The following is a 26,150-nucleotide window of genomic DNA, read 5'->3' as shown; positions in this document are numbered from 1 at the left end:
GGGCGTTTTTTATGCCAGCCCCGGTTGTGGGTGGATCCCCAGCAAACCCCGAACGTATTTAATCAATTCATTGAGCCCCTCGTCGGGCATGCCAAGCTTTTGTAGCTCTTCATCCAGTGAGAAAAGATACTGCGCATTAGTACCCAGCGGGCCACTCGCCGCCGCAATCAATGGCGCGATCACCTGTACGCTGGTATCCGCTTCGTACTGTGGATGGCGTGGATCCATAATAAACACCAGCGCGTTAACCATACGCCCGTCATCCAGTTCAAGCTTGCACCAGGTAGGCAAATAACAACCGGTGATCATCTCGCGTTTCCAGAGCAGCGAAAGCTCATCTTCAACCGTCGCCTCTGGCAACTGATAGGCGATGCCGGTGGTGCGCCCGCCCTCTTTTAGCGCCAGCATACGACCTGGCTGGCAGGCCGTCCCACGCCCGGCAGTCAGGCGCAAACAAAATGCCCGGTGCCAACCGACAAGCGTACCGGTGCAGGAGTCGGTAAATTCCAGCGCCGGATTCCACATCAGGGAACCGTAGCCAAAAATCCACACCGGCCCGTCATCTGGCCGACACGCCAGCGTAGCGGCCAGGGATGCCGCGCGTTGCTCTGGAGACCAGAGCAGCGATTCCTCAATAGCGCCAAACGCTGTTGTACAATCCGCCTTCATTAAGAAATCACGTGTAATCACTCTCAACCTCCGCCACTGCATCACGTCCGTGCGTATTATTCAGACCTCTGGTTTTAGCAAATAGCGAACCAGGCAAATTCTCATCTGCATTTGCCTTTCCCTGAGTTTTATTGCTTAAATATTATCCAGCTTTATTAAACAATATGCAATTGTGCATCCAGCGGCAAGGGTATTGAACTGTTGGCAGGGGCTATAGGATAAACGTGCTATTGGCCTATTTCTTTTTGTGCCATTTTTCATCTTCTCCTTTTTCATAGTCATGCTTCACTGCAGCCCAGGCCACGCGGTGGGCGGTCTCCTCGCGGGTAGCGTCATCCCGGCGGTCGGATTTATCCTTGTATTGTTGCCAGGCGCTGTTAAACGCTTCTTTGTAGATCTCCTGGGCATGAGCGGGCAAAACGTGTTGTACGCTATCCGGTAAATCAGATTTGCTTTTATAGGGCATAGGGCCTCCTGTTAGTGACTTCAGGATAAGTATGGCTCAATGCGCTGCGATGGTGCATTAATTCAGAATATTACTCATCATTCACACCTAAACATCTGCTTTTTAAGCATTAATTATAGATAACAAACATTTTTGACAACTCGAATTAAAAGTTATCAATCAGGGTAAATTTTAGTAAAAAATAGTTATATATAAGACGTTGTCTGTTAATTTATAAACTTATGCTGTGACGATTAGAAATATTCTAAGTATATAATTATAAACACCTGCACTAACGGAGATGGACATGACGCATGTACAAGAGGCGGTAAAAACCCGCCATAAGGAGACTTCTCTCATTTTTCCGGTTATTGCGCTGGCAATATTGTTCTTCTGGGGAAGTAGTCAATCATTGCCAGTCGTCGTCGGGATTAATATCCTGGCGCTTATCGGTATTCTTAGCAGCGCATTCAGTGTTGTTCGCCACGCCGACGTACTGGCGCACCGCCTTGGGGAACCGTACGGTTCTCTTATTTTAAGTCTTTCTGTCGTTATTCTGGAAGTGAGCCTGATTTCCGCGCTCATGGCGACGGGTGATGCCGCCCCTACGCTGATGCGCGATACGCTCTATTCCATCATTATGATTGTTACCGGCGGCCTGGTGGGTTTCTCACTATTGCTGGGCGGGCGTAAATTTGCGACGCAGTACGTCAATCTGTTCGGTATCAAACAGTATCTGATTGCCCTCTTCCCGCTGGCGATTATCGTACTGGTGTTCCCAATGGCGCTGCCAGGAGCGAACTTCACGATCGGCCAATCTTTGCTGGTGGCACTGATTTCTGCCGCGATGTATGGCGTATTCTTGCTGATTCAGACGAAGACGCACCAGAGCCTGTTTGTCTACGAACATGAAGACGATGGCGACGACGATGACCCCCATCATGGTAAACCGTCCGCCCATAGTAACGTCTGGCACGCCGCGTGGCTGATTGTGCACCTGATTGCTGTCATTGCCGTTACCAAAATGAATGCTAATCCTCTGGAAACGCTTCTCACGACTCTGAACGCACCTGTCGCATTCACCGGTTTCCTGGTGGCGCTGTTAATACTGTCGCCTGAAGGCCTGGGCGCACTGAAAGCAGTCCTGAATAATCAGGTACAGCGTGCGATGAACCTGTTCTTTGGTTCCGTCCTGGCGACGATTTCCCTTACCGTTCCGGTTGTCACGCTGATCGCCTTCATGACCGGCAATGATCTGGTGTTTGGGCTCGGCGCACCGGAAATGGTCGTCATGGTTGCATCATTAGTGCTGTGCCAGATCTCATTCTCCACCGGGCGTACCAATGTGCTGAACGGAGCCGCGCATCTGGCGCTGTTTGCCGCCTATCTGATGACCATCTTTGCCTGATTACGTGTCCCGGCAGCCGGTATTGCGAGCGTCCGCGAGAATGCGACCGAAACGGCTGCAAACGATGATGAAAAACCGGAAGGCTTTTCGCATCGCGCGTCTTTTGAGAGTGAAGTGCGCAATGCAGACAACGTAGAATCCGCACCAAGCCGGAATCATCCGGTGAGGCGCAATGTTGCGGGGGCTTGATCCCCGGCGGCGTTGGTTGCTGGAAAGAGAAAACCCCCGCACGTTGTAAGGCGTAAACCTGACAACATAACGGGGGCCATTCTTGAACCACAACAATTCAAGGATAGCCGCGAATCGTTGTCATGACAATAGGCGGCTATATGACGCTCGTGCAGTTTAGCGTGATGTTCTGGCACGACCTGGCAGCCCCAATCCTTGCGAGTGTTATCACCGCAGCGATTGTCGGCTGGTGGCGTAACAGGAAGTAATGTGAAGGCGGGTGTCTGGCTGTCGTGATGACAACATGCGCCCGAAACGGGCCGCAGGGGTAACAACCTGCGGCCTTTTTTGTCGCTGGCACAAATTAAAAAGCCTTACTGTTAACAGTAAGGCTTTGATAGAAATGCAGTAACGCGTGATTACTTGCTGGTATCGAGCTCGTCGAAGCTTTTCACCAGGTCGTCGATCGCTTTCATCTGCTTCAGGAAGGGTTCCAGTTTATCCAATGGCAGCGCGGACGGGCCGTCGCAACGCGCGTGGTCTGGGTCTGGATGTGCTTCAATGAACAGGCCCGCAATACCGACCGCCATACCGGCGCGAGCCAGTTCGGTCACCTGCGCACGACGACCACCAGATGCTGCACCAAACGGGTCGCGGCACTGCAACGCATGGGTAACGTCGAAGATAACCGGTGAGTTGTTGGACGCTTTTTTCATTACGCCAAAGCCCAGCATATCGACAACCAGATTGTCGTAACCGAAGTTTGCGCCACGGTCACACAAGATCACTTTGTCATTACCGCCTTCGATGAATTTATCGACGATGTTTCCCATCTGGCCTGGGCTTACGAACTGCGGTTTTTTGACGTTGATGACCGCGCCGGTTTTCGCCATCGCTTCCACCAGGTCGGTCTGACGAGCAAGGAATGCAGGCAGCTGAATCACATCCACCACGTCGGCAACCGGCTGCGCCTGGCTGGCTTCGTGAACGTCGGTAATGATTTTTACGCCAAAGGTCTGTTTCAGTTCCTGGAAGATTTTCATCCCCTCTTCCAGGCCCGGGCCACGGTAAGAGTGAATGGAGGAACGGTTAGCTTTATCAAACGACGCTTTGAAAACGTAAGGGATACCCAGTTTCTGGGTAACGGTAACGTAGTGCTCACAGATGCGCATCGCCAGGTCGCGCGATTCCAGCACGTTCATGCCGCCAAACAGCACGAACGGCAGGTCGTTTGCTACGTTGATATCACCAATACTGACCACTTTCTGTTTCATAAGATCGCCTTATTAGGGTAAATACTCCAGTCATCTCGGGATGCGTCCAGGCATTCCTGCCAATAATGACGTCACATAATTGCCCGCGAGTATAACCGGAATCCCAGGATTTTAGTGAAGGGTAATTTGTTTCTGCGCGATAGTGTTTATCTGCGCGCGAATCATCTCGCTAATCGGATCTTCCGGGCACTGTTCGACAAAATAACTCAGGTCATTCAATGCAATATGCTCACATTCCAGTTGCGCATAGATAAGCCCGCGATCGCGAATTTCATACGGATCTTCCGGGTTAAACTGCAACAGCGCTTCACTGGTGCGCAGCGCCAGTTCCATCTGCTGTTCTTCCATTAATGCCGATTTCAGGGTATCGAGCAGTTTACGGATCACTTCCGCATTATCGGCTTCGTCGAGATCTTCATTGAACAGCTCCGCCATTGGGCTGATATTGCCTTTCAGCCACACTTCCAGCGTGTGTTCATCCAGCGTATCGCCGTTAAACGGGTTGATAAGCCACAACTCTTCGTTGTCAACATCCGCGCGCAACAGCAACTGGGTCGGGAAAATCACCGGCACCACAGGAATCGAAAGACGCTCGGCAAGCCAGAGCATAATTGCACCAAGCGACACGGCGCTGCCCTGGCGATTTTTCAATACCTGATCCAGCCATAACGCGTCCGAAAGACGATAAACGCCTTTTGAATCGCTGAAATGCCATTCATGATAGAAGAGTTCAATCAGGCGTTCCATCTGCCGGGTCAGCGTCCAGGAGGGGCTGATCTCCTCCTGCGCCAGCGCCAGCAGGCACTCCAGTTGTTCATTTACGCGCTGTGTCGGGAAATCATCACGGATTAACTCTGACACCAGAACCATGCCTTCGCACAGCGGCGCTTTATTAAATTCAAAATCAGCCAATGACTTCATACCTTACCCCAACAACGGAACTTTAGTGATGGCGAGTTTAACGATGATGCACAACACCACCAGCCCCAGTAGAAAGGCAATAAAGCCTCGCTGCTGACTGCGCGGACAGCGACGTCCGAGCGCAACAAAACCCAAAACGATGTAGATGATAACGCCAAACAGTTTCTCCGTCAGCCACGTACCTTGTGGGGTGAAGGGATAAACATGGGCCGTTACCATCAGCGCGATACCGCTCAGCAGCAGCACGCTATCTATAGTGTGCGGTAATACACGTACCCAACGCAATTTCAGACGTGAATCATTACTCCACGTCCACCAGTAGCGGAGCGCAAAAAGCGAGACTGAAAGAATCGCGCTGACAACATGGATAGGCAGAATGACGTTAAACAGGCTCATTGCGCGGCTCCAGGCCAGATGGCAAGCGTCAGGCGATCATTATTCCCGTAATCTTTGCAGGTTTGCGCCTGCAGATAGCCCGCGTCGGTAAACAGTTGGCGTACCGCGTCACCCTGCGTCCAGCCATGTTCCAACAGCATGACGCCACCGGACAACAGCGCCTGTCGGCCCTCATGGATAATCTGCGCGAGATCGGCAAGCCCTTCATCGGCGGCAACCAGCGCTGTTTTAGGTTCGAAGCGAACGTCACCCTGAGCAAGATGCGGATCCTGTTCATCAATATAGGGCGGATTACTGACGATCATGGCGAACTGCTGCCCGGCGAGGGCGCTGAACCAGTCACTTTGCAGAATAGTCACGTTGTCTATGCCCAGCGTTTGCGCGTTCTGCTGCGCCAGCGCGACGGCATCGGCGATAAAATCGACAGCCGTCACGCGGCAATCTGGTCTTTCGCTGGCAATCGCCAAAGCTATCGCGCCGGTGCCGGTACCTAAATCGAGGATCTCACAGGGCTCTTCAGGCAAGCGAGCTAACGCCTGCTCCACCAGACATTCGGTGTCCGGGCGAGGAATCAGGGTGACGGGAGACACCGCCAGCGGCAGTGACCAGAATTCGCGCATGCCCACTAAATGCGCAATCGGCTCACCGCGTTCGCGGCGTGCCAGCAGCGTATCAAGCGGCGCCCGTTCAGCGGACGTCAATACCGTTTCGTCAAACGCCATGATAAACGTTCGTGTCTTACCGGTGATGTGTCCAAGTAAGATCTCAGCATCCCGGCGCGGGCTTTCACTCTCCCGCAGCCGTTCAAATGCCTGTTTCAGCCACTGTTGGTAAGTCATCATTCCTGGTCGGATAGCGCCGCAAGCTGGTCGGCCTGATATTCCTGAACGATAGGCTCGATCAGCATATCCAGTTTGCCTTCCATGACTTCATCCAGACGGTAGAGCGTCAGGTTAATGCGGTGATCGGTCACACGCCCTTGCGGGAAGTTATAGGTACGATTACGGTCGCTACGATCGCCCGTGCCCAGCAGGTTACGGCGCGTGGACGCTTCCGCCTGCTGACGTTTAGCTATTTCAGCGGCACGAATGCGAGAACCCAGCACGGAGAGCGCCTTCGCTTTGTTTTTGTGCTGCGAACGTTCGTCCTGACACTCCACCACAATACCGGTTGGCAAGTGGGTAATACGGATTGCCGAGTCGGTGGTGTTAACGTGCTGACCGCCCGCGCCCGAGGAGCGGAAAGTATCGATACGCAGCTCTGACGGGTTGATATCGGGCAGCTCGGCTTCCGGCAGCTCCGGCATCACCGCAACGGTACACGCCGAAGTATGGATACGCCCCTGCGATTCCGTTGCCGGAACGCGCTGCACGCGGTGTCCGCCGGATTCAAATTTCAGACGGCCATACACGCCTTCGCCGCTGATTTTGGCGATCACCTCTTTGAACCCGCCATGCTCACCTTCGTTGGCGCTCATGATTTCCACACGCCAGCGGCGCGCTTCTGCATAGCGGCTGTACATCCGGAAGAGGTCACCCGCAAACAGCGCGGCTTCGTCACCGCCGGTGCCAGCGCGCACTTCAACGTAGGCGTTGCGTTCGTCATCCGGGTCGCGCGGCAACAGCAGAACCTGAAGTTGTTGTTCCAGCTCTTCTTCCCGCGCTTTGGCGTCCTGTAATTCTTCCTGCGCCATTTCGCGCATTTCCGGGTCGTCCAGCATCATCTGGGCGGTTTCAATATCGTCCTGAGCCTGACGCCAGTCAGTGTAACAACGTGAAACGTCGCTCAGCTGCGCGTACTCGCGCGACAGCGCCCGGAAACGCTCCTGATCGGCGATGGTCTCTGCATCACCCAGCAGCGCCTGAACTTCTTCATGGCGCTCGTACAGAGCTTCCAGTTTGGCAACAATAGAAGGCTTCATTGGCGTAAATGCACCTTGTAATAGAAAGAGTTGTGCTACTCCAGCCCGAGGCTGTTGCGCAGAATATGCAGGCGTTCGTCATCCCCGTCACGGGCGGCCTGCTGAAGAGATTTGGTTGGAGCGTGGATCAGGCGGTTGGTCAGCTTACGCGACAGGTCCTGCAAAATAGCCTGGGCGTCGCCGCCCTGCTCCAGCGCCGCAAGCGCTTTCGCGGTGAGCTCTTCACGCGCCATTTCGGCCTGTGAACGGTATTCGCGAATGACATCGCTGGCGCTTTGCGCGCGCAGCCAGGCCATAAATTCGCTGGTTTCCTGCTCGACAATGGTTTCAGCCTGCACCGCAGCGGCTTTGCGCTGGGCAAGGTTGTGCTGAATGATGTTTTGCAAATCATCCACGCTGTAAAGATAGGCGTTAGCCAGTTTGCCCACTTCGGGCTCGACGTCACGCGGTACGGCGATATCCACCAACAGCATCGGCTGGTTTCGGCGGGCTTTTAACGCACGTTCGACCATCCCTTTTCCGATAATCGGCAGCGGGCTGGCGGTAGAACTGATGATGATATCCGCGTCTTTTAAGCGCTCGTCGACATCGCTTAACGCAATCACTTCCGCGCCCACTTCCTGCGCCAGCACCTGCGCGCGTTCGCGGGTACGGTTGGCAATCAGCATCTTCTTGACGTGATGTTCACGCAAATGACGCGCCACCAGTTCAATGGTTTCGCCTGCGCCGACCAGCAGCACGGTGACGGTAGAGAGTGATTCAAAAATTTGTCGCGCCAGCGTACAGGCCGCAAAAGCTACAGACACTGCACTTGCACCGATATCGGTTTCGGTGCGCACGCGTTTGGCGACCGAGAACGATTTCTGGAACATGCGCTCAAGTTCGCTGGCATGCAAATGCCCCTGCGCGGAATCCGCGAAGGCTTTCTTAACCTGTCCAAGAATTTGCGGCTCGCCCAGCACCAGCGAATCGAGGCCGCTCGCCACGCGCATCAGGTGGCTGACGGCATCGTTATCCTGATGCCAGTACAGGCTTTCACGCAGCTCGGTTTCGTTCAACTGATGGTAGTCGCATAACCAGCGCACGATGGCGTCGTGAAGGTTGTCCTGCTCTTCCACACTCAGGTATAGCTCGGTGCGATTACAGGTCGACAACACCACGCCCCCCTGCACCATTGGCTGAGCCAGCAGGCTCTGCAGCGCCTGGTCAAGCGTATCCGGCGAAAACGAAACACGTTCTCGCAGCGCTACCGGTGCTGTTTTGTGGTTGATGCCAAGCGCTAAAAGGGTCATGTTGCGGGAGTAGTACCAGCGTTGATAAGGTTAGTCTGAGCGCATCATACAGGATGCGCGAGATCAATAAAAGAGACGCTCCCCTTTTGGAGTAGTGTCATCGCTCACCTTCTGTTCAATCGGATAGCCAAGAGAATTTAATGATTTAAGACAACTTGAGCGTAGACGCTGCTCCGCCGCGACGCTAGCATTAAGGGTTATAACTGCTACCTATCGCAAGGATTGTCATTATCATGACCCTGTCTGACTTTCGCCTGATTCGTCTGCTGCCGCTGGCAAGCCTCGTTCTTACCGCTTGTGTGACCACACCACCGCAAGGGCCGGGGAAAAGCCCGGACTCGCCACAGTGGCGTGAACATCAGCAGGAAATTCGCAAGCTGAACCAGTATCAAACCCGCGGTGCATTCGCGTATCTCTCTGATGAACAAAAAGTTTATGCGCGCTTCTTCTGGCAGCAGACCGGTCAGGATCGTTACCGACTGCTGCTAACCAACCCGCTGGGCAGCACCGAGCTGTCGCTTACCGCGCAGCCTGGCTCAGCGCAGTTGGTCGACAATCAGGGCAAAACCTACACCGCCGAGGATGGCGAAGAGATGATTGGTAAGCTCACCGGCATGCCGATTCCGCTCAACAGCCTGCGTCAGTGGATTTTAGGCCTGCCGGGCGACGCGACCGATTACACACTCGACGACCAGTATCGCCTGCGCGAAGTGAATTACACGCAAAACGGCAAAACCTGGAAAGTGGTGTACGGCGGTTACAACGACCAGAAACCGGCGCTGCCTTCAAATATGGAACTCACTGAAGGTTCCCAGCGCATCAAGCTGAAAATGGATAACTGGATCGTGAAATGATGACCCGTTGGCCCTCTCCCGCAAAGCTGAACCTGTTTTTATATATCACCGGGCAACGCGCCGACGGTTATCACGAGTTGCAGACGCTGTTTCAGTTTCTCGACTACGGCGATACCTTAACCATCGAGCCGCGTCAGGACGGGCAACTGCGCCTGCTAACGCCGCTTAAGGACGTGCCGGACGAGGATAATCTCATCATCCGCGCCGCGCGCCTGCTGATGAAAATGGCGGCGCAGACGCAGCGCTTGCCTGAAGGCAGCGGCGCTGACATCAGTATCGAAAAACGGCTGCCAATGGGCGGCGGTCTCGGTGGCGGCTCGTCTAATGCCGCCACGGTACTGGTCGCCCTGAATCATCTCTGGCAGTGTGGTTTTTCAGAAGATGAGCTGGCCGCGATTGGCTTAACGCTGGGCGCCGATGTGCCCGTATTTGTTCGTGGCCACGCCGCCTTTGCCGAAGGCGTTGGCGAGCAACTCACGCCCATCGATGTAGCTGAAAAATGGTATCTGGTTGTTCATCCTGGCGTCAGTATTCCTACGCCAGTGATTTTTAAGGATCCAGATTTGCCCCGGAATACGCCCAAAAGGTCAATAGACACGTTATTAAAATGTGAATTTCGCAATGATTGCGAGGTTATCGCAAGAAAACGTTTTCGCGAGGTTGATGAGGTGCTTTCCTGGCTGTTAGAATACGCGCCGTCGCGCCTGACTGGCACAGGGGCCTGTGTTTTTGCTGAATTCGACACAGAACTCGCTGCTCGTCAGGTGCTGGAGCAAGCCCCGGAATGGTTTAATGGCTTTGTGGCTAAGGGTGTCAACCTTTCTCCACTCCATCAATCCATGCTTTAGCCGGGCAAGCTGAGTTTCGGTGACAACGTCACCCTGTTCCAGACGTTGCATCGCGCTCTTTAATACACCGCCTGGGAAGAATATAGCCTGGCCCGCACAGTTTTTGGCTGATTCTTTCCACCAATGGACGCATGCCTGAGGTTCTTCTCGTGCCTGATATGAAGCTTTTTGCTGGTAACGCCACCCCGGAACTAGCACAACGTATTGCCAACCGCCTGTACACTTCTCTTGGCGACGCCGCTGTCGGTCGTTTTAGCGATGGTGAAGTCAGCGTACAAATTAACGAAAATGTACGCGGTGGTGATATTTTCATCATCCAGTCCACTTGTGCTCCCACCAACGACAACCTGATGGAATTGGTTGTTATGGTTGATGCTCTGCGTCGTGCTTCCGCAGGCCGTATCACAGCCGTTATCCCTTACTTTGGCTATGCCCGTCAGGACCGCCGCGTGCGTTCCGCGCGTGTACCCATTACGGCAAAAGTTGTCGCTGACTTCCTGTCCAGCGTCGGCGTTGACCGCGTACTGACCGTTGACCTGCATGCTGAACAGATTCAGGGCTTCTTCGACGTACCGGTAGATAACGTATTCGGTAGCCCAATCCTGCTCGAAGATATGCTGCAACTGAATCTGGACAACCCGATTGTGGTTTCCCCGGATATCGGCGGCGTTGTTCGTGCTCGCGCCATCGCAAAACTGCTCAACGATACCGACATGGCTATCATCGACAAACGTCGCCCGCGTGCGAACGTTTCTCAGGTGATGCACATCATCGGTGACGTTGCTGGCCGTGACTGCGTTCTGGTAGACGACATGATCGACACCGGCGGCACACTGTGCAAAGCAGCTGAAGCCCTGAAAGAACGTGGTGCAAAACGCGTATTTGCTTACGCAACCCACCCGATCTTCTCTGGCAATGCGGTAAACAACCTGCGCAACTCAGTTATCGACGAAGTGGTCGTCTGCGATACCATCCCGCTGTCGGATGAAATCAAAGCGCTGCCTAACGTTCGTACACTGACCCTGTCCGGGATGTTGGCCGAAGCGATTCGTCGTATCAGCAACGAAGAATCCATTTCTGCCATGTTCGAACACTAATCGAACCTGGTTAAAAAACCCGCTGCGGCGGGTTTTTTTGTCTATAGTAACTATTTGTATGACCTATGCCTCCTTCACCTGCCATTCACATGACAGATGATGCGCTCACGGATGAAACATTATTGTGAATAAAATCTTCTCCTCACAGGTGATGCCTTTCCGCGCTCTCATCGATGCGTGCTGGAAAGAGAAGTACACCGTATCCCGCTTTACACGCGATGTTATCGCCGGGATCACTGTCGGTATTATTGCTATCCCGCTGGCGATGGCGCTGGCAATCGGTAGCGGCGTGGCGCCACAGTACGGCCTGTATACCTCTGCCGTTGCAGGGATTGTTATTGCCCTAACCGGGGGCTCCCGCTTTAGCGTATCCGGGCCAACAGCCGCCTTTGTCGTTATCCTTTATCCCGTATCACAACAGTTTGGCCTCGCCGGGCTGCTGGTCGCCACGCTGATGTCCGGGGTATTTTTGATTCTTTTTGGCCTTGCGCGTTTTGGCCGCTTAATCGAATACATTCCTCTTTCTGTCACGCTGGGCTTTACCTCCGGTATTGGTATCACCATCGGGACAATGCAGATTAAAGACTTCCTGGGTCTGCAACTGACGCACGTGCCGGAACACTATCTGCAAAAGGTCGGCGCGCTGTTCATGGCGCTGCCTACCACCAATTTTGGCGATGCGGCGATTGGTATCGTCACGCTCGGCACGCTTATTTTCTGGCCACGCCTTGGCATTCGCCTGCCAGGCCACCTGCCCGCGCTGATTGCCGGCTGCCTGGTCATGTTTATCGTCAACATGTTGGGCGGTCACGTCGCGACTATCGGCTCTCAGTTCCACTACGTACTGGCGGATGGTTCGCAGGGTAATGGCATCCCGCAACTGCTGCCGCAACTGGTGCTGCCATGGGATATGCCGGGTTCAGACTTCACGCTAAGCTGGGCATCGCTACGCGCCCTGCTGCCTGCCGCCTTCTCAATGGCGATGCTGGGGGCGATAGAGTCTCTGCTCTGCGCCGTGGTGCTCGACGGTATGACCGGCACCAAGCACAAAGCCAACAGTGAACTGATTGGTCAGGGGCTGGGAAATATTGCCGCGCCGTTCTTTGGTGGCATCACCGCCACCGCCGCCATCGCCCGTTCTGCCGCCAACGTGCGTGCCGGGGCAACTTCACCCGTTTCTGCGGTGATCCACGCGATACTGGTTATTCTGGCGCTGCTGATCCTCGCACCGCTGCTCTCCTGGCTGCCGCTTTCAGCGATGGCCGCCCTGCTGCTGATGGTGGCATGGAACATGAGTGAAGCGCATAAAGTGGTTAACCTGCTTCGCCGCGCGCCGAAAGATGACATCATCGTGATGCTTATCTGTATGTCGCTGACGGTGCTGTTCGACATGGTTATCGCCATCAGCGTCGGGATCGTGCTGGCATCGCTGCTGTTTATGCGCCGTATCGCGCAGATGACCCGCCTGTCGCCGGTGAATGTAGACGTACCCGATGATGTACTGGTACTTCGCGTGATCGGCCCTCTGTTCTTCGCCGCTGCCGAAAATTTGTTTACCGATCTGGAATCACGTATTGCAGGTAAACGCATTGTAGTGCTGAAGTGGGACGCCGTGCCGGTACTGGATGCAGGCGGCCTGGATGCCTTTCAGCGCTTCGTTGGGAAATTACCGGAGGGATGTGAACTGCGGGTGTCGAATATGGAATTCCAGCCGCTGCGCACGATGGCGCGTGCCGGAATCAAACCGATTCCTGGTCGTCTGACCTTCTTCCCGAACAAAGAAGCGGCGCTGGCCGATATCAAATAGCAAAATGGCTCCTTCTGGAGCCATTTTTTTTATCAGATATCAGTGACTGGTGCGTTTGTCGCGGCGACAACGTTTGTCATAGTGGCGTACCCACCAGTATCTGTCGCAAACCTGTTCGTGTCCGCCGACACGCGCCCCGGCAAGCCAGAGGATTGCGCCGATAAAGATGCTTAACACAGCACCGTGCGCGAAAAACTGTGGCAAATTGAACTGTGGCAACTGGTTTAAGATAGAGTAGCCGACACCGCCGACCATCACGACCAGGCCCAGACCCATGAGCACATTACCGAGTAACGAAGCGTTTTTACGTTTCATATGTCACCTCCGAGCTTTTGGGCTTAAGGGAAATATCCCTTCTCCTTGTGTGTAAAGTATAGACACCACTTTTGGCAATTTGTGCGATGGTGATCGCAATTACGAACATTAACGCAACAAAACTTTACATTTAAGTTACTGAATTACATCAAGTCCGAATGGTCACCCGAATGAACTATTCAGTTTTTGCCGCTTTGGGCGCTTATTTTTGTCAAGTGCGCGATCACCACGTAAACTACGCGCCAGAAATACGACCAGTGCAGGAATAATAACGTGACGATTAAACTGATTGTCGGCCTGGCTAACCCCGGCGCAGAGTATGCTGCGACGCGCCATAACGCGGGTGCCTGGTATGTCGATTTGCTGGCGGAGCGCGCACGTGCCCCGCTGAAAGAAGAAAGTAAGTTTTTTGGCTACACCTCGCGCATTAATCTGGCGGGTGAAGACGTGCGTCTGCTGGTGCCAACCACATTCATGAACCTGAGTGGCAAAGCCGTCGCCGCGCTGGCAACGTTCTATCGTATTAATCCGGATGAAATTCTGGTGGCGCACGATGAACTCGACCTACCCCCGGGTGTGGCGAAGTTTAAGCTCGGCGGTGGTCATGGCGGCCATAATGGATTGAAAGACATCATCAGCAAACTGGGTAATAACCCCAATTTTCATCGCTTACGCATTGGAATTGGCCATCCGGGCGATAAAAACAAAGTTGTCGGTTTTGTTCTCGGCAAACCGCAGGCATCTGAACAGAAGCTGATCGACGAAGCGGTAGACGAAGCAGCCCGCTGTACGGAAATCTGGCTGAAGGATGGCTTAACCAAAGCCACCAACCGTTTGCACGCCTTTAAGGCGCAATAACCGTTGAACTGCGGCATTTTTGCCGCATGCCGTGTATAATAGGCAGAGTTATTTACTTTTCTGATACCTGTTATCTCTAACAGGTTGATTATCAAAAGATTAAGGTGATTTAAACATGGGATTTAAATGCGGTATCGTCGGTTTGCCTAACGTGGGCAAATCCACCCTGTTCAATGCGCTCACAAAAGCAGGTATTGAAGCGGCGAACTTCCCGTTCTGTACCATTGAGCCGAACACCGGTGTTGTACCCATGCCCGACCCGCGTCTGGACCAGCTGGCTGAGATCGTTAAACCCCAGCGCATCCTGCCAACCACCATGGAATTCGTCGACATCGCAGGCCTGGTAAAAGGCGCGTCCAAAGGTGAAGGTCTGGGCAACCAGTTCCTGACCAACATCCGCGAAACGGAAGCGATTGGCCACGTGGTTCGCTGCTTCGAAAACGACAATATCATCCATGTCTCCGGCAAAGTGGATCCGGCAGAAGATATCGACGTTATCAACACCGAACTGGCGCTCTCTGACCTTGATACCTGCGAACGCGCGATTCACCGTGTGCAGAAGAAAGCCAAAGGCGGCGACAAAGATGCAAAAGCGGAACTGGCGGCTCTGGAAAAATGCCTGCCGCAGTTGGAAAACGCCGGCATGCTGCGCGCGCTGGATTTAAGCGACGAAGATAAAGCCGCTATCCGCTACCTGAGCTTCCTGACCCTGAAGCCGACCATGTACATCGCTAACGTCAACGAAGACGGCTTCGAGAACAACCCATACCTGGATAAAGTGCGCGAAATCGCTGCTGCCGAAGGTTCTGTGGTCGTTCCGGTGTGTGCTGCTGTCGAATCTGATATCGCCGAGCTTGACGACGAAGAGCGCGACGAATTCATGCAGGAACTGGGCCTTGAAGAGCCGGGCCTGAACCGCGTGATCCGCGCAGGTTACGCCCTGTTGAACCTGCAAACCTACTTCACTGCGGGCGTGAAAGAAGTGCGCGCATGGACAATTCCTGTCGGCGCGACGGCACCGCAGGCAGCCGGTAAAATCCACACCGACTTTGAAAAAGGCTTCATCCGCGCCCAGACCATCGCGTTTGAAGACTTCATCACCTATAAAGGTGAACAGGGTGCAAAAGAAGCCGGCAAAATGCGTGCAGAAGGGAAAGATTACATCGTGAAAGATGGCGATGTGATGAACTTCTTGTTCAACGTCTAAGACAGTTAGTTCTCATCAATGTCATAAAAAATCCACGCGAATGCGTGGATTTTTTTAATGTCATGCCTGCTTTATGAGCCACTGCGCCGCCGTGGTCGTGTTGATAGCGTGCAGATAATTGAAAGTTGTTTTTTTATCCCACGCGATGCCGTCAGGTCTGGCGAAAGCTAGCCGGTATTTTGCGCCCACATCATCAGGATTATCGCGCACCTCATCCTGAAGCTGTTTTCTGACGCGTAATTCTCTTTTTACTTCTGTTTTCCAGTGCTCCTGCATTAAATCAGCCAACTGATTATAGGTGAGCGTATCCCCGGCGATATAGACAATCTCATTACGAAAAGCGGGTTGATGAAAGAATATCGTTGCCGTCAGCCGACCGATATCTTCAGGGGTAGTCAGCGTGATTGCATACTGCCAGTCACCCAGGCCATAAACCGTTTTTCTTTGGGTATCAACGACACCAAAACTGGGCTCAAAGAGGTAGCTGGTAAAAATACCGGTAGAAACAATGACCCACTCAGTTGCGTTCTGCCCCCGCAGCAGATGGCGAACGTTAAGCTGCTCATCCCATACCTGTTGTCCGCTACCTTTGCCGATGACATCATAATCTACGCCGAACTGCCACGGGAAATAGCGTTCTACGCCTGCGTCCAATACCGCCTGCGTCACCTTCATCTGCGTGCCCGGCCCTCCGACAAAACCACTGCAGTTGATAACCGCATCAAAAGAAGCAAAGATCTTACTCAGCTCTGAACAATCATTTTTCTCCAGATCCCCTATGACGACCGTCACGCCCAGTTTCATTAGCTCATCAAGCCTATCCTTACGCGAGCCTGAAATGGCGTTAGCCGCCTCTTTTCTGAGTAACACACTGATTTTCACCTGCCCATGTTGAGCTTTGTCACTCATCGCCCGGATAACCTGGATGCCGAGTTCCCCCGCGCCGAGGATAAGCACTGTATTTACAGATTTATTTTCACGCTTCATGCTTGTCTCCTGTCGTAGTACAGGCTCATCCTGACATCTGACAGGGTCTGGCTCAATTAGGCACATGAATGATACCGGAGGCGGGATGACGTCTGAACAGGAAGCATTGCTGAAGTTTTCAAAAGAATTTTGCGACGAATTAAGCCACGACGATGAAGGTTTGAAGCGTGAGATCCTTGCCCATGTTGGTAATCGCTGGTCGCTGGGAGTGTTACACATTCTGGGTACTGGCGGCGCGCTTCGTTATGGCGAGATACGACGCAATCTTACGGGTGTGACTCAAAGAATGCTGACCCGAACCCTACGGCATCTTGAGCGGGATGGGCTTATCTCTCGCTGTGATTATCAGGAAAAATTGCCAAGAGTGGTTTACGCGATTACGGTTATGGGAAAAGAGATGCTTCTGCAGATGTTGCCATTGTGGTCGTGGATCATCACATCCACTGATAATTTCAGGGTTGCCAGGGAAAAGTATGACGGCAATTAAGAAACGTACGATGACAATCTGACGACTCCTACAGCCTGAAAAAATCCACGCACTCGCGTGGATTTTCACAATCTACCCTCACTCCCCCAGCGCCCGTCTTATCTCCACCAGCGCATTCGGATCCTCAATCGTGGTTAAATCACCCGGGTCTCTTCCCTCACAAATCGCCTGCATCGCACGCCTGAGCATTTTGCCGGATCGCGTTTTCGGCAATTGTGAAACAAAGTAAATTCGCGCCGGTCGTCCGAAATGACCAATCTGGTCATCCACCCGATGCTGGATTGCCTGCTCTTCCTCCTGCGCCACATCGCGTAGCAGCAGACTATCACCCTGTTTAGGAATAACAAACGCCACGGCAACCTGCCCTTTTACCGCATCCTTTACGCCCACTACCGCCACTTCCGCGACGTTACCGTAGCCGGAGATGCTCTCCTCAATCTCGCGCGTGCCGAGGCGGTGTCCGGCGATATTAATCACATCGTCCGTGCGCCCGAGGATAAAGTAATAACCGTCATCATCCCGAATCCCCCAGTCAAAGGTCGCGTACACAGGGCGCTCGAACAGCGACCAGTAGGTATTGACGAAACGCTCATCATTGCCCCAGATGGTCTGAATACAGCCCGGCGGCAGCGGCCCTTCAATCACCACCATGCCCTTTTCATTTGCCGCGCATTCCTGGCCGGTATGTTCATTGAGCAGCTTAACGTGATAGCCGAACATCGGCACGCCAGGGCTGCCAAGACGAGTTGGGCGATCGCTAAGCTCGCGGGCAATGGCCATAATTGGCCAGCCAGATTCCGTCTGCCAGTAGTTGTCGATGACCGGGATGCCCAGCGTTTCGGTCACCCAACTGGCGGTCGGTTCATCCAGCGGTTCCCCGGCGAGATACAGCACTTCCAGCGACGATATATCGTGGTTGCGAATTTGCGCAGTCGGGAATTTTTTCAGCACACGGATAGCGGTCGGTGCCGAAAACATTCGGCTAACCTGATACTTTTCAACGATCTTCCACCAGACGCTACAATCCGGCCAGGTCGGGGTACCTTCAAAAACCACCGTCGCCGTGCCCGCCAGTAGCGGCGCATAAACGATATACGAATGCCCCACCACCCAGCCAATATCCGAGGTGCAGAAGAACACACCGCCCGCTTTACCGCCAAAAATCGTCGCCATCGTCGTCGCCAGCGCCACGGCATAACCACCGACATCGCGCTGAACGCCCTTCGGTTTCCCGGTGGTGCCGGAGGTGTAGAGAATGCAGGAGGTTTCGCTCGATTCTAACCAGACAACCGGCACCAGGGCATCGAGATGCTGCTCACGTAGCGTCGCGTAATCCACATCACGTTCAGCCACACGCTGCATCGGCGCCAGCCCGCGATCCACCAGCAGCACCCGTTTTGGCGGATGTTCCGCCAGCGAAATGGCATCGTCGAGCAGTTTTTTATAAGGGATCACTTTGCCCCCGCGCGATCCGCCATCCGCAGAGACGATCAGCACCGGACGCGCATCATCAATCCGCGCCGCCAGGCTGTGCGAGGCGAACCCGCCAAACACCACCGAGTGAATCGCGCCAATGCGTGCGCAGGCCAGCAGCGTAATATGCGCTTCGGCGATCATCGGCATATACACCAGCACCCGGTCGCCGCGGGAGACGCCAAGCGTTTGCAGCATCGCTGCCGTGCGATTCACCTCGGCGTGCAGCTCGCGGAAAGTAAATGTTCGCTCCTCACCGGTTTCCGCCGACACGGCAATCAACGCCAGCGCCTCCGGTTGTGTGGCAAGCCAGCGATCGATCGCGTTATGGCATAAGTTAGTCGTACCGCCGCAAAACCAGCGGGCAAACGGCGGGTTGTCATAGTTGAGCGTGCGCGTAAACGGCGTTTGCCAGTCGATGCGCCGAGCCTGCTCGGCCCAGAATGCCTCCGGGTCGTCAATCGACCGCTGATAGAACGTCTCATAAGACATCGAAGTCTCCTTCTGAACGGATCAGATGACGAACAGATCGAGGAACGCGTTGACCGGCATCTGCTCCAGACGCTGACGGTCCAGGGAGGCCTCCAGAATGCGTTGCTGCTGACGCGCCGGGAACTGGCGCGCCAGGTTGGTTTTAAATTTCTCAATCAGCAGCGGGATCCCCTCTTCACGGCGACGGGCGTGGCCAATCGGATACTCCACCACCACTTCCTCAAAGCGGCTACCGTCAGAAAACTCGACGGTTAAGGCATTGGCAATTGAGCGTTTTTGCGGATCGTGATAATCGCGGGTAAAGGCCGGGTCTTCGTGGCAATGGGTTTTAGCGCGCAGAATATCAATGCGCGGGTCGCTGGCGATATTCTCTTCATAGTCTGCTGCCGTCAGGCGGCCAAACAACAGCGGGATGGCGACCATGTACTGAATGCAGTGATCGCGGTCGGCGGGGTTAGTAAGTGGCCCTTTTTTATCGATGATGCGAATACAGGCTTCATGCGTGCGAATAGTCACGCGCTCAATATCCGCCGCTGTTTTCCCCGCCGCGACCATTTTTTGATGTAACGTCATCGCGGCTTCCACGGCTGTTTGCGAGTGGAACTCTGCCGGGAAGGAGATTTTAAACAGCACGTTCTCCATCACGTAGCTACCGTAAGTGCGCTGGAAGCGGAACGTTTCCCCTTTAAATGAGACATCATAGAAGCCCCAGGTTTTGGCGGTCAGCGCCGTGGGATACCCCATCTCGCCCGTCTGCGCCATCAGTGCCAGCCGCACCGCGCGTGATGTGGCGTCACCCGCCGCCCAGGATTTACGCGTGCCGGTATTCGGGGCATGCCGATAGGTACGCAGCGACTGCCCATCAACCCACGCCAAAGAAACAGCGTTTAAGATCTCATCACGGCTCAGGCCCAGCATCTCAGCCACCACCGCCGTCGAGGCCACTTTCACCAGCAGCACGTGGTCTAACCCAACTTTATTGAAGGCATTTTCCAGCGCGATGCAGCCCTGAATTTCATGCGCCTTAATCATGCCCGCCAGCACTTTCTGCATGGTGAGCGGCGCTTTACCCACGGCCACCGCGTTACGCGACAGCCAGTCGGCGACCGCCAGAATACCGCCGAGATTGTCAGAGGGATGCCCCCACTCCGCCGCCAGCCAGGTATCGTTGAAATCGAGCCAGCGGATCATCGCGCCAATGTTAAAAGCCGCCTGCACCGGGTCGAGCTGGAACTGGGTGCCCGGTACTTTGGCGCCGTTGGGCACAACCGTTCCCGGCACAATCGGCCCCATCAGTTTTTTACATGCCGGATACTCCAGTGCTTCCAGCCCGCAGCCCAGCGTGTCGAGCAGGCAGTAATGCGCGGTATTCCACGCAACGCCAGAATCAATCTGGTAATTCATCACGTAATCCACGATATCGACGATTTCCTGGTCGAATGCCTGATGAAGATTGGTCATCGGTTGAGACATATTGGTTTTCCCGTTTTCGTTATTGTCAGAGGTAAGCAGGTGAATTACTGGCGATTTTCCAGCGCGACAAAAGGTTTATCTTCCGGCCCGGTATAGTTGGCTGACGGGCGGATGATTTTATTGTCCTGGCGCTGTTCTATGACGTGGGCCGACCAGCCCGTCACACGCGCCATCACAAACAGCGGCGTGAACATCGCGGTGGGCACGCCCATCATGTTGTAGGAAACTGCCGAGAACCAATCGAGATTGGGGAACATCTTCTTGGTTTCCCACATCACCGTTTCCAGGCGGTCGGCGATGTCATACATCTTCATGGAACCCGCTTCACGGGAAAGCTGATGGGCGATGGTTTTGATCACCTGATGGCGCGGGTCGGAAATCGTATACACCGGGTGACCGAAGCCGATAACCACTTCTTTGTTGTCGATACGGCGGCGAATATCCTGCTCGGCTTCGTCCGGCGTTTCATAGCGTTGCTGAATATCGAGTGACACTTCATTGGCCCCGCCGTGCTTCGGCCCGCGCAGCGCGCCAATCCCGCCGATAATGGCGGAATAGATATCCGAGCCGGTTCCGGCAATCACCCGCGAGGCGAACGTTGAGGCGTTAAATTCGTGTTCGGCGTAGAGGATCAGCGAGGCGTGCATCGCCTTCACCTGGCTTTGTGGCGGTTTGTGTCCGTGCAGCAGGTGCAAAAAATGACCACCAATGGAGTCGTCATCGGTTTCCGGCTGAATACGCTCACCGTTGTGGCTGTAGTGATACCAGTAGAGAAGAATGGAGCCGAGCGACGCCAGCAGCTTGTCCGCGATATCGCGTGCGCCGGATACCGAATGTTCCTCTTTCTCTGGCAATGTACAGCCCAGCGCAGAGACGCCGGTGCGTAACACATCCATAGGGTGCGATGCCGCTGGCAGCGATTCCAGCACGATCCGCACGTTGGCAGGCAAGCCGCGCAGCGCTTTCAGCCGCGTCTTATACGCGTGCAACTCATCACGATTGGGCAGTTTGCCGTGAATCAGCAGATATGCCACCTCTTCAAACTCGCAGTGCTTCGCGAGGTCGAGAATGTCATAGCCGCGATAGTGCAGATCGTTGCCGCTCTTGCCCACAGAGCAGAGTGCTGTATTTCCGGCAGGCACCCCGGAGAGCGCCACGGATTTTTTCGGTTTTGTGGCAGTCGTGTTTTGCAAAATGGTCGCTTCGCTCATACTGGCCTCGTCTTATTATGGATGTGTAGGGTAAAACCGATTACTTGCCGCGTTTGCTGGCAAACAGGGCGTCGAGTTTCTCTTCAAACTGGTAGTAGTTGATGCTTTCGTAGAGTTCGCTGCGGGTCTGCATGATGTCGATAACGCTCTTCTGCGTGCCTTCCTGTCGCAGGACGTTATAGACCTGTTCCGCGGCGCGGTTCATGGCGCGGAAGGCCGACAGCGGATAAAGCGCCATCGCCACGTGCGCGCTGCGCAGTTCGTCAGTGGTGAACAGCGGCGTCGCACCGAATTCGGTGATATTGGCAAGAATCGGTACCTGCACCGCATCGGCAAACTGGCGATACATCGACAGCTCGGTAATGGCTTCCGGGAACAGCATGTCGGCCCCGGCTTCGATATAGGCGCGGGCGCGTTCGATGGCTGCCTCCAGCCCTTCCACCGCCAGCGCGTCGGTACGCGCCATAATCACAAAGTCCGGATCGGTACGGGCATCCACGGCGGCTTTAATGCGATCGACCATCTCTTCGGTTGAGACAATCTCTTTATTCGGGCGATGGCCGCAGCGTTTCGCTCCCACCTGATCTTCAATATGCAGCCCCGCCGCACCGGCTTTACTCACCGATTTCACCGTACGCGCCACGTTAAATGCCGAAGCGCCAAACCCGCTATCAACGTCCACCAACAGCGGCAGCGAACAGACATCGGTAATACGGCGAATGTCGGTCAGCACATCGTCCAGACCAGTGATGCCTAAATCAGGCAGCCCAAGCGACCCCGCCGCCACGCCGCCGCCGGAGAGATAAATCGCCTGAAACCCGGCCCGCTGCGCCAGCAAAGCGTGGTTTGCGTTGATGGTGCCTGCAATTTGCAGCGGTGATTCTTTGCTCAGTGCCTGGCGGAACGCCTGACCCGGTGATTGAGTGCTCATGCACACCTCTTTGTTGTTTAAATGTTGCTTTCACGTAACAAAACAAGAGCAAGCGATGTGCCAGAACGGCTGCGTGGGATCACAAAAAACAAAACAGCAGAATATTGATAATAAAATCATCATGTTGAATGCACTGCTTCACGCGATATCGCGTAAGCATGCGGGTAAAGCGCTTCAGCTAACGTTTCAGGGATTGTTTCGCCTCTTGATTTTGAAACATCTATGAAACACAACTACAACAGATCAGGTCTCCCTCATGTGAGTGCGTTGTCATGACCGATAACATCACGCCAGCGGCAAAACCGGTTATCTGGACCGTCTCAGTGACGCGCCTGTTTGATCTGTTCCGCGATATCAGCCTTGAGTTCGACCATCTGGCGACCATTACGCCGATTCAGCTCGGTTTTGAGAAAGCGGTGCAGTACATCCGCCAGAAACTGGCCACCGAACACTGCGACGCGATTATTGCCGCCGGTTCGAACGGCGCGTATTTGAAAAGTCGCCTCTCGGTGCCGGTTATCCTTATCCACCCCGGCGGATTTGACCTGTTACAGGCGCTGGGCAAAGCACGCCGCGTGGCCGACCGGATCGGCGTCATCACCTACAAAGCGCCGCTTCCCGCGCTGCAGGAGTTTCAGAAAAGTTTTCATCTCCCGCTCGATCAGCGCAGCTATGTCACTGAAGAGGATGCCCGTAGCCAGATAACCGAGTTGAAAGCCGCCGGGATCCGCGTAGTGGTCGGTGCCGGGCTAGTGACCGAACTCGCCGAAGAGGCCGGGCTTGCGGCAGTCTTTCTCTATTCGGCTGCCACGGTGCGCCAGGCGTTCAGCGATGCGCTGGATATGACCCGCCTTCCCGACACCGTGCGCAGCACCGCCCAACGCGACACCCTGCGTACCCGCTACGGCCTGGGCGATCTGGTCGGTGAATCGGCAATAATGGAACAGGTGCGCCGAACGATTCTGCTCTATGCGCGTTCCCCGGCGGCGGTGTTAATTGAAGGCGAAACCGGCACCGGGAAAGAGCTGGCGGCGCAGGCGCTGCATCAGGAGTATTTTGCCCGCCATCGCCCACGCGCGGGCCGTGGCTCGCCCCCCTTTGTAGCGATCAACTGCGGGGCAATAGCGGAGTCGTTGCTGGAAGCCGAGTTGTTTGGCTATGAAGAAGGCGCGTTTACCGGCTCGCGACGCGGCGGGCGCAGCGGCTTGCTGGAAACCGCCAACGGTGGAACGCTGTTTCTCGATGAAATTGGTGAAATGCCGCTGCATCTGCAAACGCGCTTGCTTCGCGTACTGGAGGAAAAGCGCGTGACGCGCGTCGGGGGGCAACAGCCGCTGAGCGTTACGTTTCGCGTGGTAAGCGCAACGCATTGCGATCTGCAACAGGCGGTTGCCGAGGGGCGTTTTCGTGCCGATCTCTTTTTCCGCCTGAGCGCCTTACGTCTACGCATTCCCGCTCTGCGCGAGCGTGGTGACGATATCGCCCTGCTGGCGCGACGCTACCTGACGCAATCGCTGGCGGCACTGGATTCGCCCCTGAGCGACGCCCTTCATCGACGCATCACACTCTGCCTGCCCCCGCTGTTGCGCTACGCCTGGCCTGGCAACATTCGCGAACTTCGCAATCTCTGCGAGCGGCTGGCGCTGCTGCTCAGTAGCGACATGATCGGCGATGAACGAGAGCTTGCAACGCTTCTGCCAGAGCTGTATGACGCGGAAGATACGCTCACATTTGCACCATCAGCCACCGAAGCGCTGGCGCAGTGTGGCGGCGATCGCAGCGCCGCCGCGCGTTATCTGGGCGTCAGCCGCACCACATTCTGGCGACGGCTGAAAGCGGAACAGAAATAAAGAGCGCTATAGGAAAAGAGTGAGAATACACGTTAACATTTTTGATTCTTTATCACTACATATAATAATAGTTACCATTATGTTTACTATTGTTTTACTTTAAACAAAAAGATATCATGAAATAAAATTCAGTTTTACTATCAATTTACTAGTATACTAAGAACAACAGGGAAATATTATGATCTTCCACGAAAGTACCATCCGTGATAAACTTGCAGAAAACCTCGACATTATCGAAAGCGGACTTAGATTAGTAGCTAAAGAGTACTATCTTAAAAATGAATTTGGCGCTAATGGTAGTATCGATATTCTTGCAAAAGATGAATATGATAATTATGTGGTTATCGAACTTAAACGTAGCAACCAGGCTGCCAGACAAGGTATTCATGAGCTATTTAAATATTTATCAATACTAACGGCACAACTTGGCGTTGGGACAAATAAAGTCAGAGCCATTTTAATTTCGACAACATGGCATGAACTTAAAGTCCCATTTGCTGAATACTTAAAATCTACACCATACTATACCATCGGACTGCAACTGAACATCGATAGCTCAGGTACACCTCTATCGACGAGTAGGATTCCAGAAGTAGTAGAACAGCATCCATTAAAAATATCACCCCAACAGAAAATTTATCTTTATAAAAATAAACAGAGCCGGGATAAGATGTCTGCTGTGATTTCAGATGCTTTTACTTCCGCAGGGATAAAAGATCACTTTTTAATCCATTGCGATCATAAAGACAATGACCCCCAAGTAATTTTCAAACATGGGATATACCTTGTTTTTTCATCACCTTTCCTCACATTAAACGACCATGAAATAAGAGAATACAAAAAAAGGATAAACTGGGATTCTGATCTATATGATCCCGAAGAAAATTTCCTTTGTGCTGTATCTAATGACCATCTCCACGCTGATTCCGTTGAGATTGGCTACCCAGAAAAATTAAGAATAATATCAGACTCATGGTCATTATTCATCGGCGACCGCAAAGGCAGATTCGCACTGAACAATGAACTAGTTACAGATGATGAACTCATTAATGATGCTATGGGTATAGATGGAGGATCATCGTTTTACTTTTACAAAACAACATCACCAAAATTTGTAAAACAGTGGTCACAAGCAATTAATAATTTAAAACAAGTAGCACTAGGTAATTCTTTATGGCAGAAAGCTGTATCTGTTACCTTGAAAGAAATACAGAAAAATGATAATGATGCCAAGGTTTCTATTGCCAGCTACAATACTGCAAATACCCCGCTTACATTATATGCTTTATGCAATAATAAATTTGATTACACACCATTCATTCAAATAGTGAGTAAAGAGTCAAAAGGTACTCGATTCATTTTTTCTATATTTCAATGGAACAACATTAAAATCACTATAAGTCCAGATGGTTTCTTTAATAAAACATATGGCAGCTTTACCAATTGGATGGCTTACCAACACTTTGGCGAAACATTTATTAAAGACGACTCTGCACGAAAAAATTCACACATTGACTACCCTTTATTTGAGATCTGGCTACCAGATGCTGATGTAGGGCAAAAAGTTACAATTAATTCCATTACTCTTATAAATGGGAAAATTAAAAAAGTATTAATCCCCCAACTCCCTAATGAAAACCATGATTGTTTTATACACAAAAATCATGATTTTTTCATTCCTTATGAGAACATGATGAGTTCTATAATGGCGAATACGTTTAAATAAAAATATGACAAAGAGATTGATAGTGTGTGCGTTTAGATTT

At 53.3% G+C, this 26,150-nt stretch carries 25 protein-coding genes; 11 read left to right on the top strand and 14 right to left on the bottom strand.

Annotated features, from left to right (window positions below; translation table 11 throughout):
• Positions 1-9 precede the first annotated feature (9 nt).
• Entirely contained in the window at positions 10-690 is a 681-nt protein-coding gene (locus ACOXYR_RS08905) for a gamma-glutamylcyclotransferase (protein WP_146745495.1), read from the bottom strand.
• Between the two features lie 214 nt (positions 691-904).
• A complete protein-coding gene (gene chaB / locus ACOXYR_RS08900; RefSeq protein WP_108477110.1) occupies positions 905-1,135 on the bottom strand; it encodes a putative cation transport regulator ChaB in 231 nt (76 codons plus the stop codon).
• A gap of 286 nt (positions 1,136-1,421) precedes the next feature.
• Here chaB and chaA point away from each other — a divergent pair, with 286 nt between their 5' ends.
• Together chaA and ACOXYR_RS08890 are read left to right on the top strand one after the other, a co-directional pair.
• Positions 1,422-2,522 carry a sodium-potassium/proton antiporter ChaA gene (chaA, locus tag ACOXYR_RS08895; protein ID WP_108477111.1) on the top strand — a complete coding sequence of 367 codons (1,101 nt, stop codon included), beginning with the start codon at positions 1,422-1,424 and terminating at the stop codon, positions 2,520-2,522.
• A gap of 329 nt (positions 2,523-2,851) precedes the next feature.
• Positions 2,852-2,959 (top strand): type I toxin-antitoxin system toxin Ldr family protein, encoded by a 108-nt coding sequence (locus ACOXYR_RS08890; protein ID WP_113857314.1) that lies wholly within the window; start codon positions 2,852-2,854, stop codon positions 2,957-2,959.
• Positions 2,960-3,109: 150 nt separating this feature from the next.
• On the opposite strand, the gene kdsA is transcribed toward ACOXYR_RS08890, so the two are convergent.
• The 6 genes from kdsA to hemA all read right to left on the bottom strand — a co-directional run bounded on the left by kdsA (position 3,110) and on the right by hemA (position 8,494).
• A complete protein-coding gene (kdsA, locus tag ACOXYR_RS08885; RefSeq protein ID WP_108477113.1) occupies positions 3,110-3,964 on the bottom strand; it encodes a 3-deoxy-8-phosphooctulonate synthase in 855 nt (284 codons plus the stop codon).
• Between the two features lie 111 nt (positions 3,965-4,075).
• Positions 4,076-4,885: an invasion regulator SirB1 gene (gene sirB1 / locus ACOXYR_RS08880; protein WP_015964130.1), complete on the bottom strand. Its 810-nt coding sequence runs from the start codon at positions 4,883-4,885 to the stop codon at positions 4,076-4,078.
• A gap of 3 nt (positions 4,886-4,888) precedes the next feature.
• Positions 4,889-5,281, bottom strand: a complete 393-nt coding sequence (locus tag ACOXYR_RS08875; RefSeq protein ID WP_421355259.1) for a SirB2 family protein — start codon at positions 5,279-5,281, stop codon at positions 4,889-4,891.
• The gene (prmC, locus tag ACOXYR_RS08870) at positions 5,278-6,120 is read right to left on the bottom strand and encodes a peptide chain release factor N(5)-glutamine methyltransferase (RefSeq protein ID WP_421355365.1); all 843 of its coding nucleotides are present in this window, start codon (positions 6,118-6,120) and stop codon (positions 5,278-5,280) included. Before prmC ends, ACOXYR_RS08875 begins: the two co-directional genes overlap by 4 nt.
• Positions 6,120-7,202, bottom strand: a complete 1,083-nt coding sequence (gene prfA / locus ACOXYR_RS08865; RefSeq protein WP_421355261.1) for a peptide chain release factor 1 — start codon at positions 7,200-7,202, stop codon at positions 6,120-6,122. The genes prmC and prfA overlap by 1 nt, the downstream gene beginning before the upstream one ends.
• A 35-nt stretch (positions 7,203-7,237) precedes the next feature.
• The gene (gene hemA / locus ACOXYR_RS08860; protein ID WP_108477117.1) at positions 7,238-8,494 is read right to left on the bottom strand and encodes a glutamyl-tRNA reductase; all 1,257 of its coding nucleotides are present in this window, start codon (positions 8,492-8,494) and stop codon (positions 7,238-7,240) included.
• Between the two features lie 233 nt (positions 8,495-8,727).
• Here hemA and lolB point away from each other — a divergent pair, with 233 nt between their 5' ends.
• The 4 genes from lolB to dauA all read left to right on the top strand — a co-directional run bounded on the left by lolB (position 8,728) and on the right by dauA (position 13,100).
• Positions 8,728-9,348, top strand: coding sequence for a lipoprotein insertase outer membrane protein LolB (gene lolB, locus ACOXYR_RS08855; protein ID WP_113857040.1), 621 nt, complete (start codon positions 8,728-8,730; stop codon positions 9,346-9,348).
• Positions 9,345-10,196, top strand: a complete 852-nt coding sequence (gene ispE, locus ACOXYR_RS08850; RefSeq protein ID WP_108477119.1) for a 4-(cytidine 5'-diphospho)-2-C-methyl-D-erythritol kinase — start codon at positions 9,345-9,347, stop codon at positions 10,194-10,196. The genes lolB and ispE overlap by 4 nt, the downstream gene beginning before the upstream one ends.
• Before the next feature lie 149 nt (positions 10,197-10,345).
• Positions 10,346-11,293, top strand: coding sequence for a ribose-phosphate diphosphokinase (prs, locus tag ACOXYR_RS08845; protein ID WP_003856663.1), 948 nt, complete (start codon positions 10,346-10,348; stop codon positions 11,291-11,293).
• 124 nt (positions 11,294-11,417) lie between these two features.
• Positions 11,418-13,100 carry a C4-dicarboxylic acid transporter DauA gene (gene dauA / locus ACOXYR_RS08840; RefSeq protein WP_421355262.1) on the top strand — a complete coding sequence of 561 codons (1,683 nt, stop codon included), beginning with the start codon at positions 11,418-11,420 and terminating at the stop codon, positions 13,098-13,100.
• Positions 13,101-13,139: 39 nt separating this feature from the next.
• Here dauA and ychH read toward each other — a convergent pair whose 3' ends face one another.
• Positions 13,140-13,415, bottom strand: a complete 276-nt coding sequence (gene ychH / locus ACOXYR_RS08835; protein WP_108475377.1) for a stress-induced protein YchH — start codon at positions 13,413-13,415, stop codon at positions 13,140-13,142.
• 273 nt (positions 13,416-13,688) lie between these two features.
• On the opposite strand from ychH, the gene pth reads away from it, so the two are divergent.
• Positions 13,689-14,273 carry an aminoacyl-tRNA hydrolase gene (gene pth / locus ACOXYR_RS08830; protein WP_108475376.1) on the top strand — a complete coding sequence of 195 codons (585 nt, stop codon included), beginning with the start codon at positions 13,689-13,691 and terminating at the stop codon, positions 14,271-14,273.
• Positions 14,274-14,388: 115 nt separating this feature from the next.
• Entirely contained in the window at positions 14,389-15,480 is a 1,092-nt protein-coding gene (ychF, locus tag ACOXYR_RS08825; RefSeq protein WP_108475375.1) for a redox-regulated ATPase YchF, read from the top strand.
• 60 nt (positions 15,481-15,540) lie between these two features.
• Here ychF and ACOXYR_RS08820 read toward each other — a convergent pair whose 3' ends face one another.
• Positions 15,541-16,467: an aromatic alcohol reductase gene (locus ACOXYR_RS08820; protein WP_421355263.1), complete on the bottom strand. Its 927-nt coding sequence runs from the start codon at positions 16,465-16,467 to the stop codon at positions 15,541-15,543.
• An 85-nt stretch (positions 16,468-16,552) separates the two neighbouring features.
• Here ACOXYR_RS08820 and ACOXYR_RS08815 point away from each other — a divergent pair, with 85 nt between their 5' ends.
• Positions 16,553-16,954: a winged helix-turn-helix transcriptional regulator gene (locus ACOXYR_RS08815; protein WP_421355264.1), complete on the top strand. Its 402-nt coding sequence runs from the start codon at positions 16,553-16,555 to the stop codon at positions 16,952-16,954.
• 78 nt (positions 16,955-17,032) lie between these two features.
• On the opposite strand, the gene prpE is transcribed toward ACOXYR_RS08815, so the two are convergent.
• The 4 genes from prpE to prpB are packed head-to-tail and all read right to left on the bottom strand — an operon-like array spanning position 17,033 to position 22,534.
• Positions 17,033-18,919: a propionate--CoA ligase gene (gene prpE, locus ACOXYR_RS08810; RefSeq protein ID WP_350435936.1), complete on the bottom strand. Its 1,887-nt coding sequence runs from the start codon at positions 18,917-18,919 to the stop codon at positions 17,033-17,035.
• Between the two features lie 21 nt (positions 18,920-18,940).
• Entirely contained in the window at positions 18,941-20,392 is a 1,452-nt protein-coding gene (locus ACOXYR_RS08805) for a bifunctional 2-methylcitrate dehydratase/aconitate hydratase (RefSeq protein ID WP_421355265.1), read from the bottom strand.
• A 44-nt stretch (positions 20,393-20,436) separates the two neighbouring features.
• The gene (gene prpC / locus ACOXYR_RS08800) at positions 20,437-21,603 is read right to left on the bottom strand and encodes a bifunctional 2-methylcitrate synthase/citrate synthase (protein WP_113857046.1); all 1,167 of its coding nucleotides are present in this window, start codon (positions 21,601-21,603) and stop codon (positions 20,437-20,439) included.
• Between the two features lie 40 nt (positions 21,604-21,643).
• The gene (gene prpB, locus ACOXYR_RS08795) at positions 21,644-22,534 is read right to left on the bottom strand and encodes a methylisocitrate lyase (protein WP_108475370.1); all 891 of its coding nucleotides are present in this window, start codon (positions 22,532-22,534) and stop codon (positions 21,644-21,646) included.
• A 272-nt stretch (positions 22,535-22,806) separates the two neighbouring features.
• On the opposite strand from prpB, the gene prpR reads away from it, so the two are divergent.
• Both prpR and ACOXYR_RS08785 read left to right on the top strand, forming a co-directional pair.
• The gene (gene prpR, locus ACOXYR_RS08790; RefSeq protein WP_421355266.1) at positions 22,807-24,384 is read left to right on the top strand and encodes a propionate catabolism operon regulatory protein PrpR; all 1,578 of its coding nucleotides are present in this window, start codon (positions 22,807-22,809) and stop codon (positions 24,382-24,384) included.
• 178 nt (positions 24,385-24,562) lie between these two features.
• The gene (locus tag ACOXYR_RS08785) at positions 24,563-26,110 is read left to right on the top strand and encodes an endonuclease NucS domain-containing protein (RefSeq protein ID WP_421355267.1); all 1,548 of its coding nucleotides are present in this window, start codon (positions 24,563-24,565) and stop codon (positions 26,108-26,110) included.
• Positions 26,111-26,150 lie beyond the last annotated feature (40 nt).

This window comes from Pseudocitrobacter faecalis, from assembly GCF_965231525.1.
GTDB lineage: Bacteria > Pseudomonadota > Gammaproteobacteria > Enterobacterales > Enterobacteriaceae > Pseudocitrobacter > Pseudocitrobacter faecalis.
Note: the sequence above shows the minus strand (reverse complement) of the source record. Positions and strands in the feature narration are given on the sequence as shown.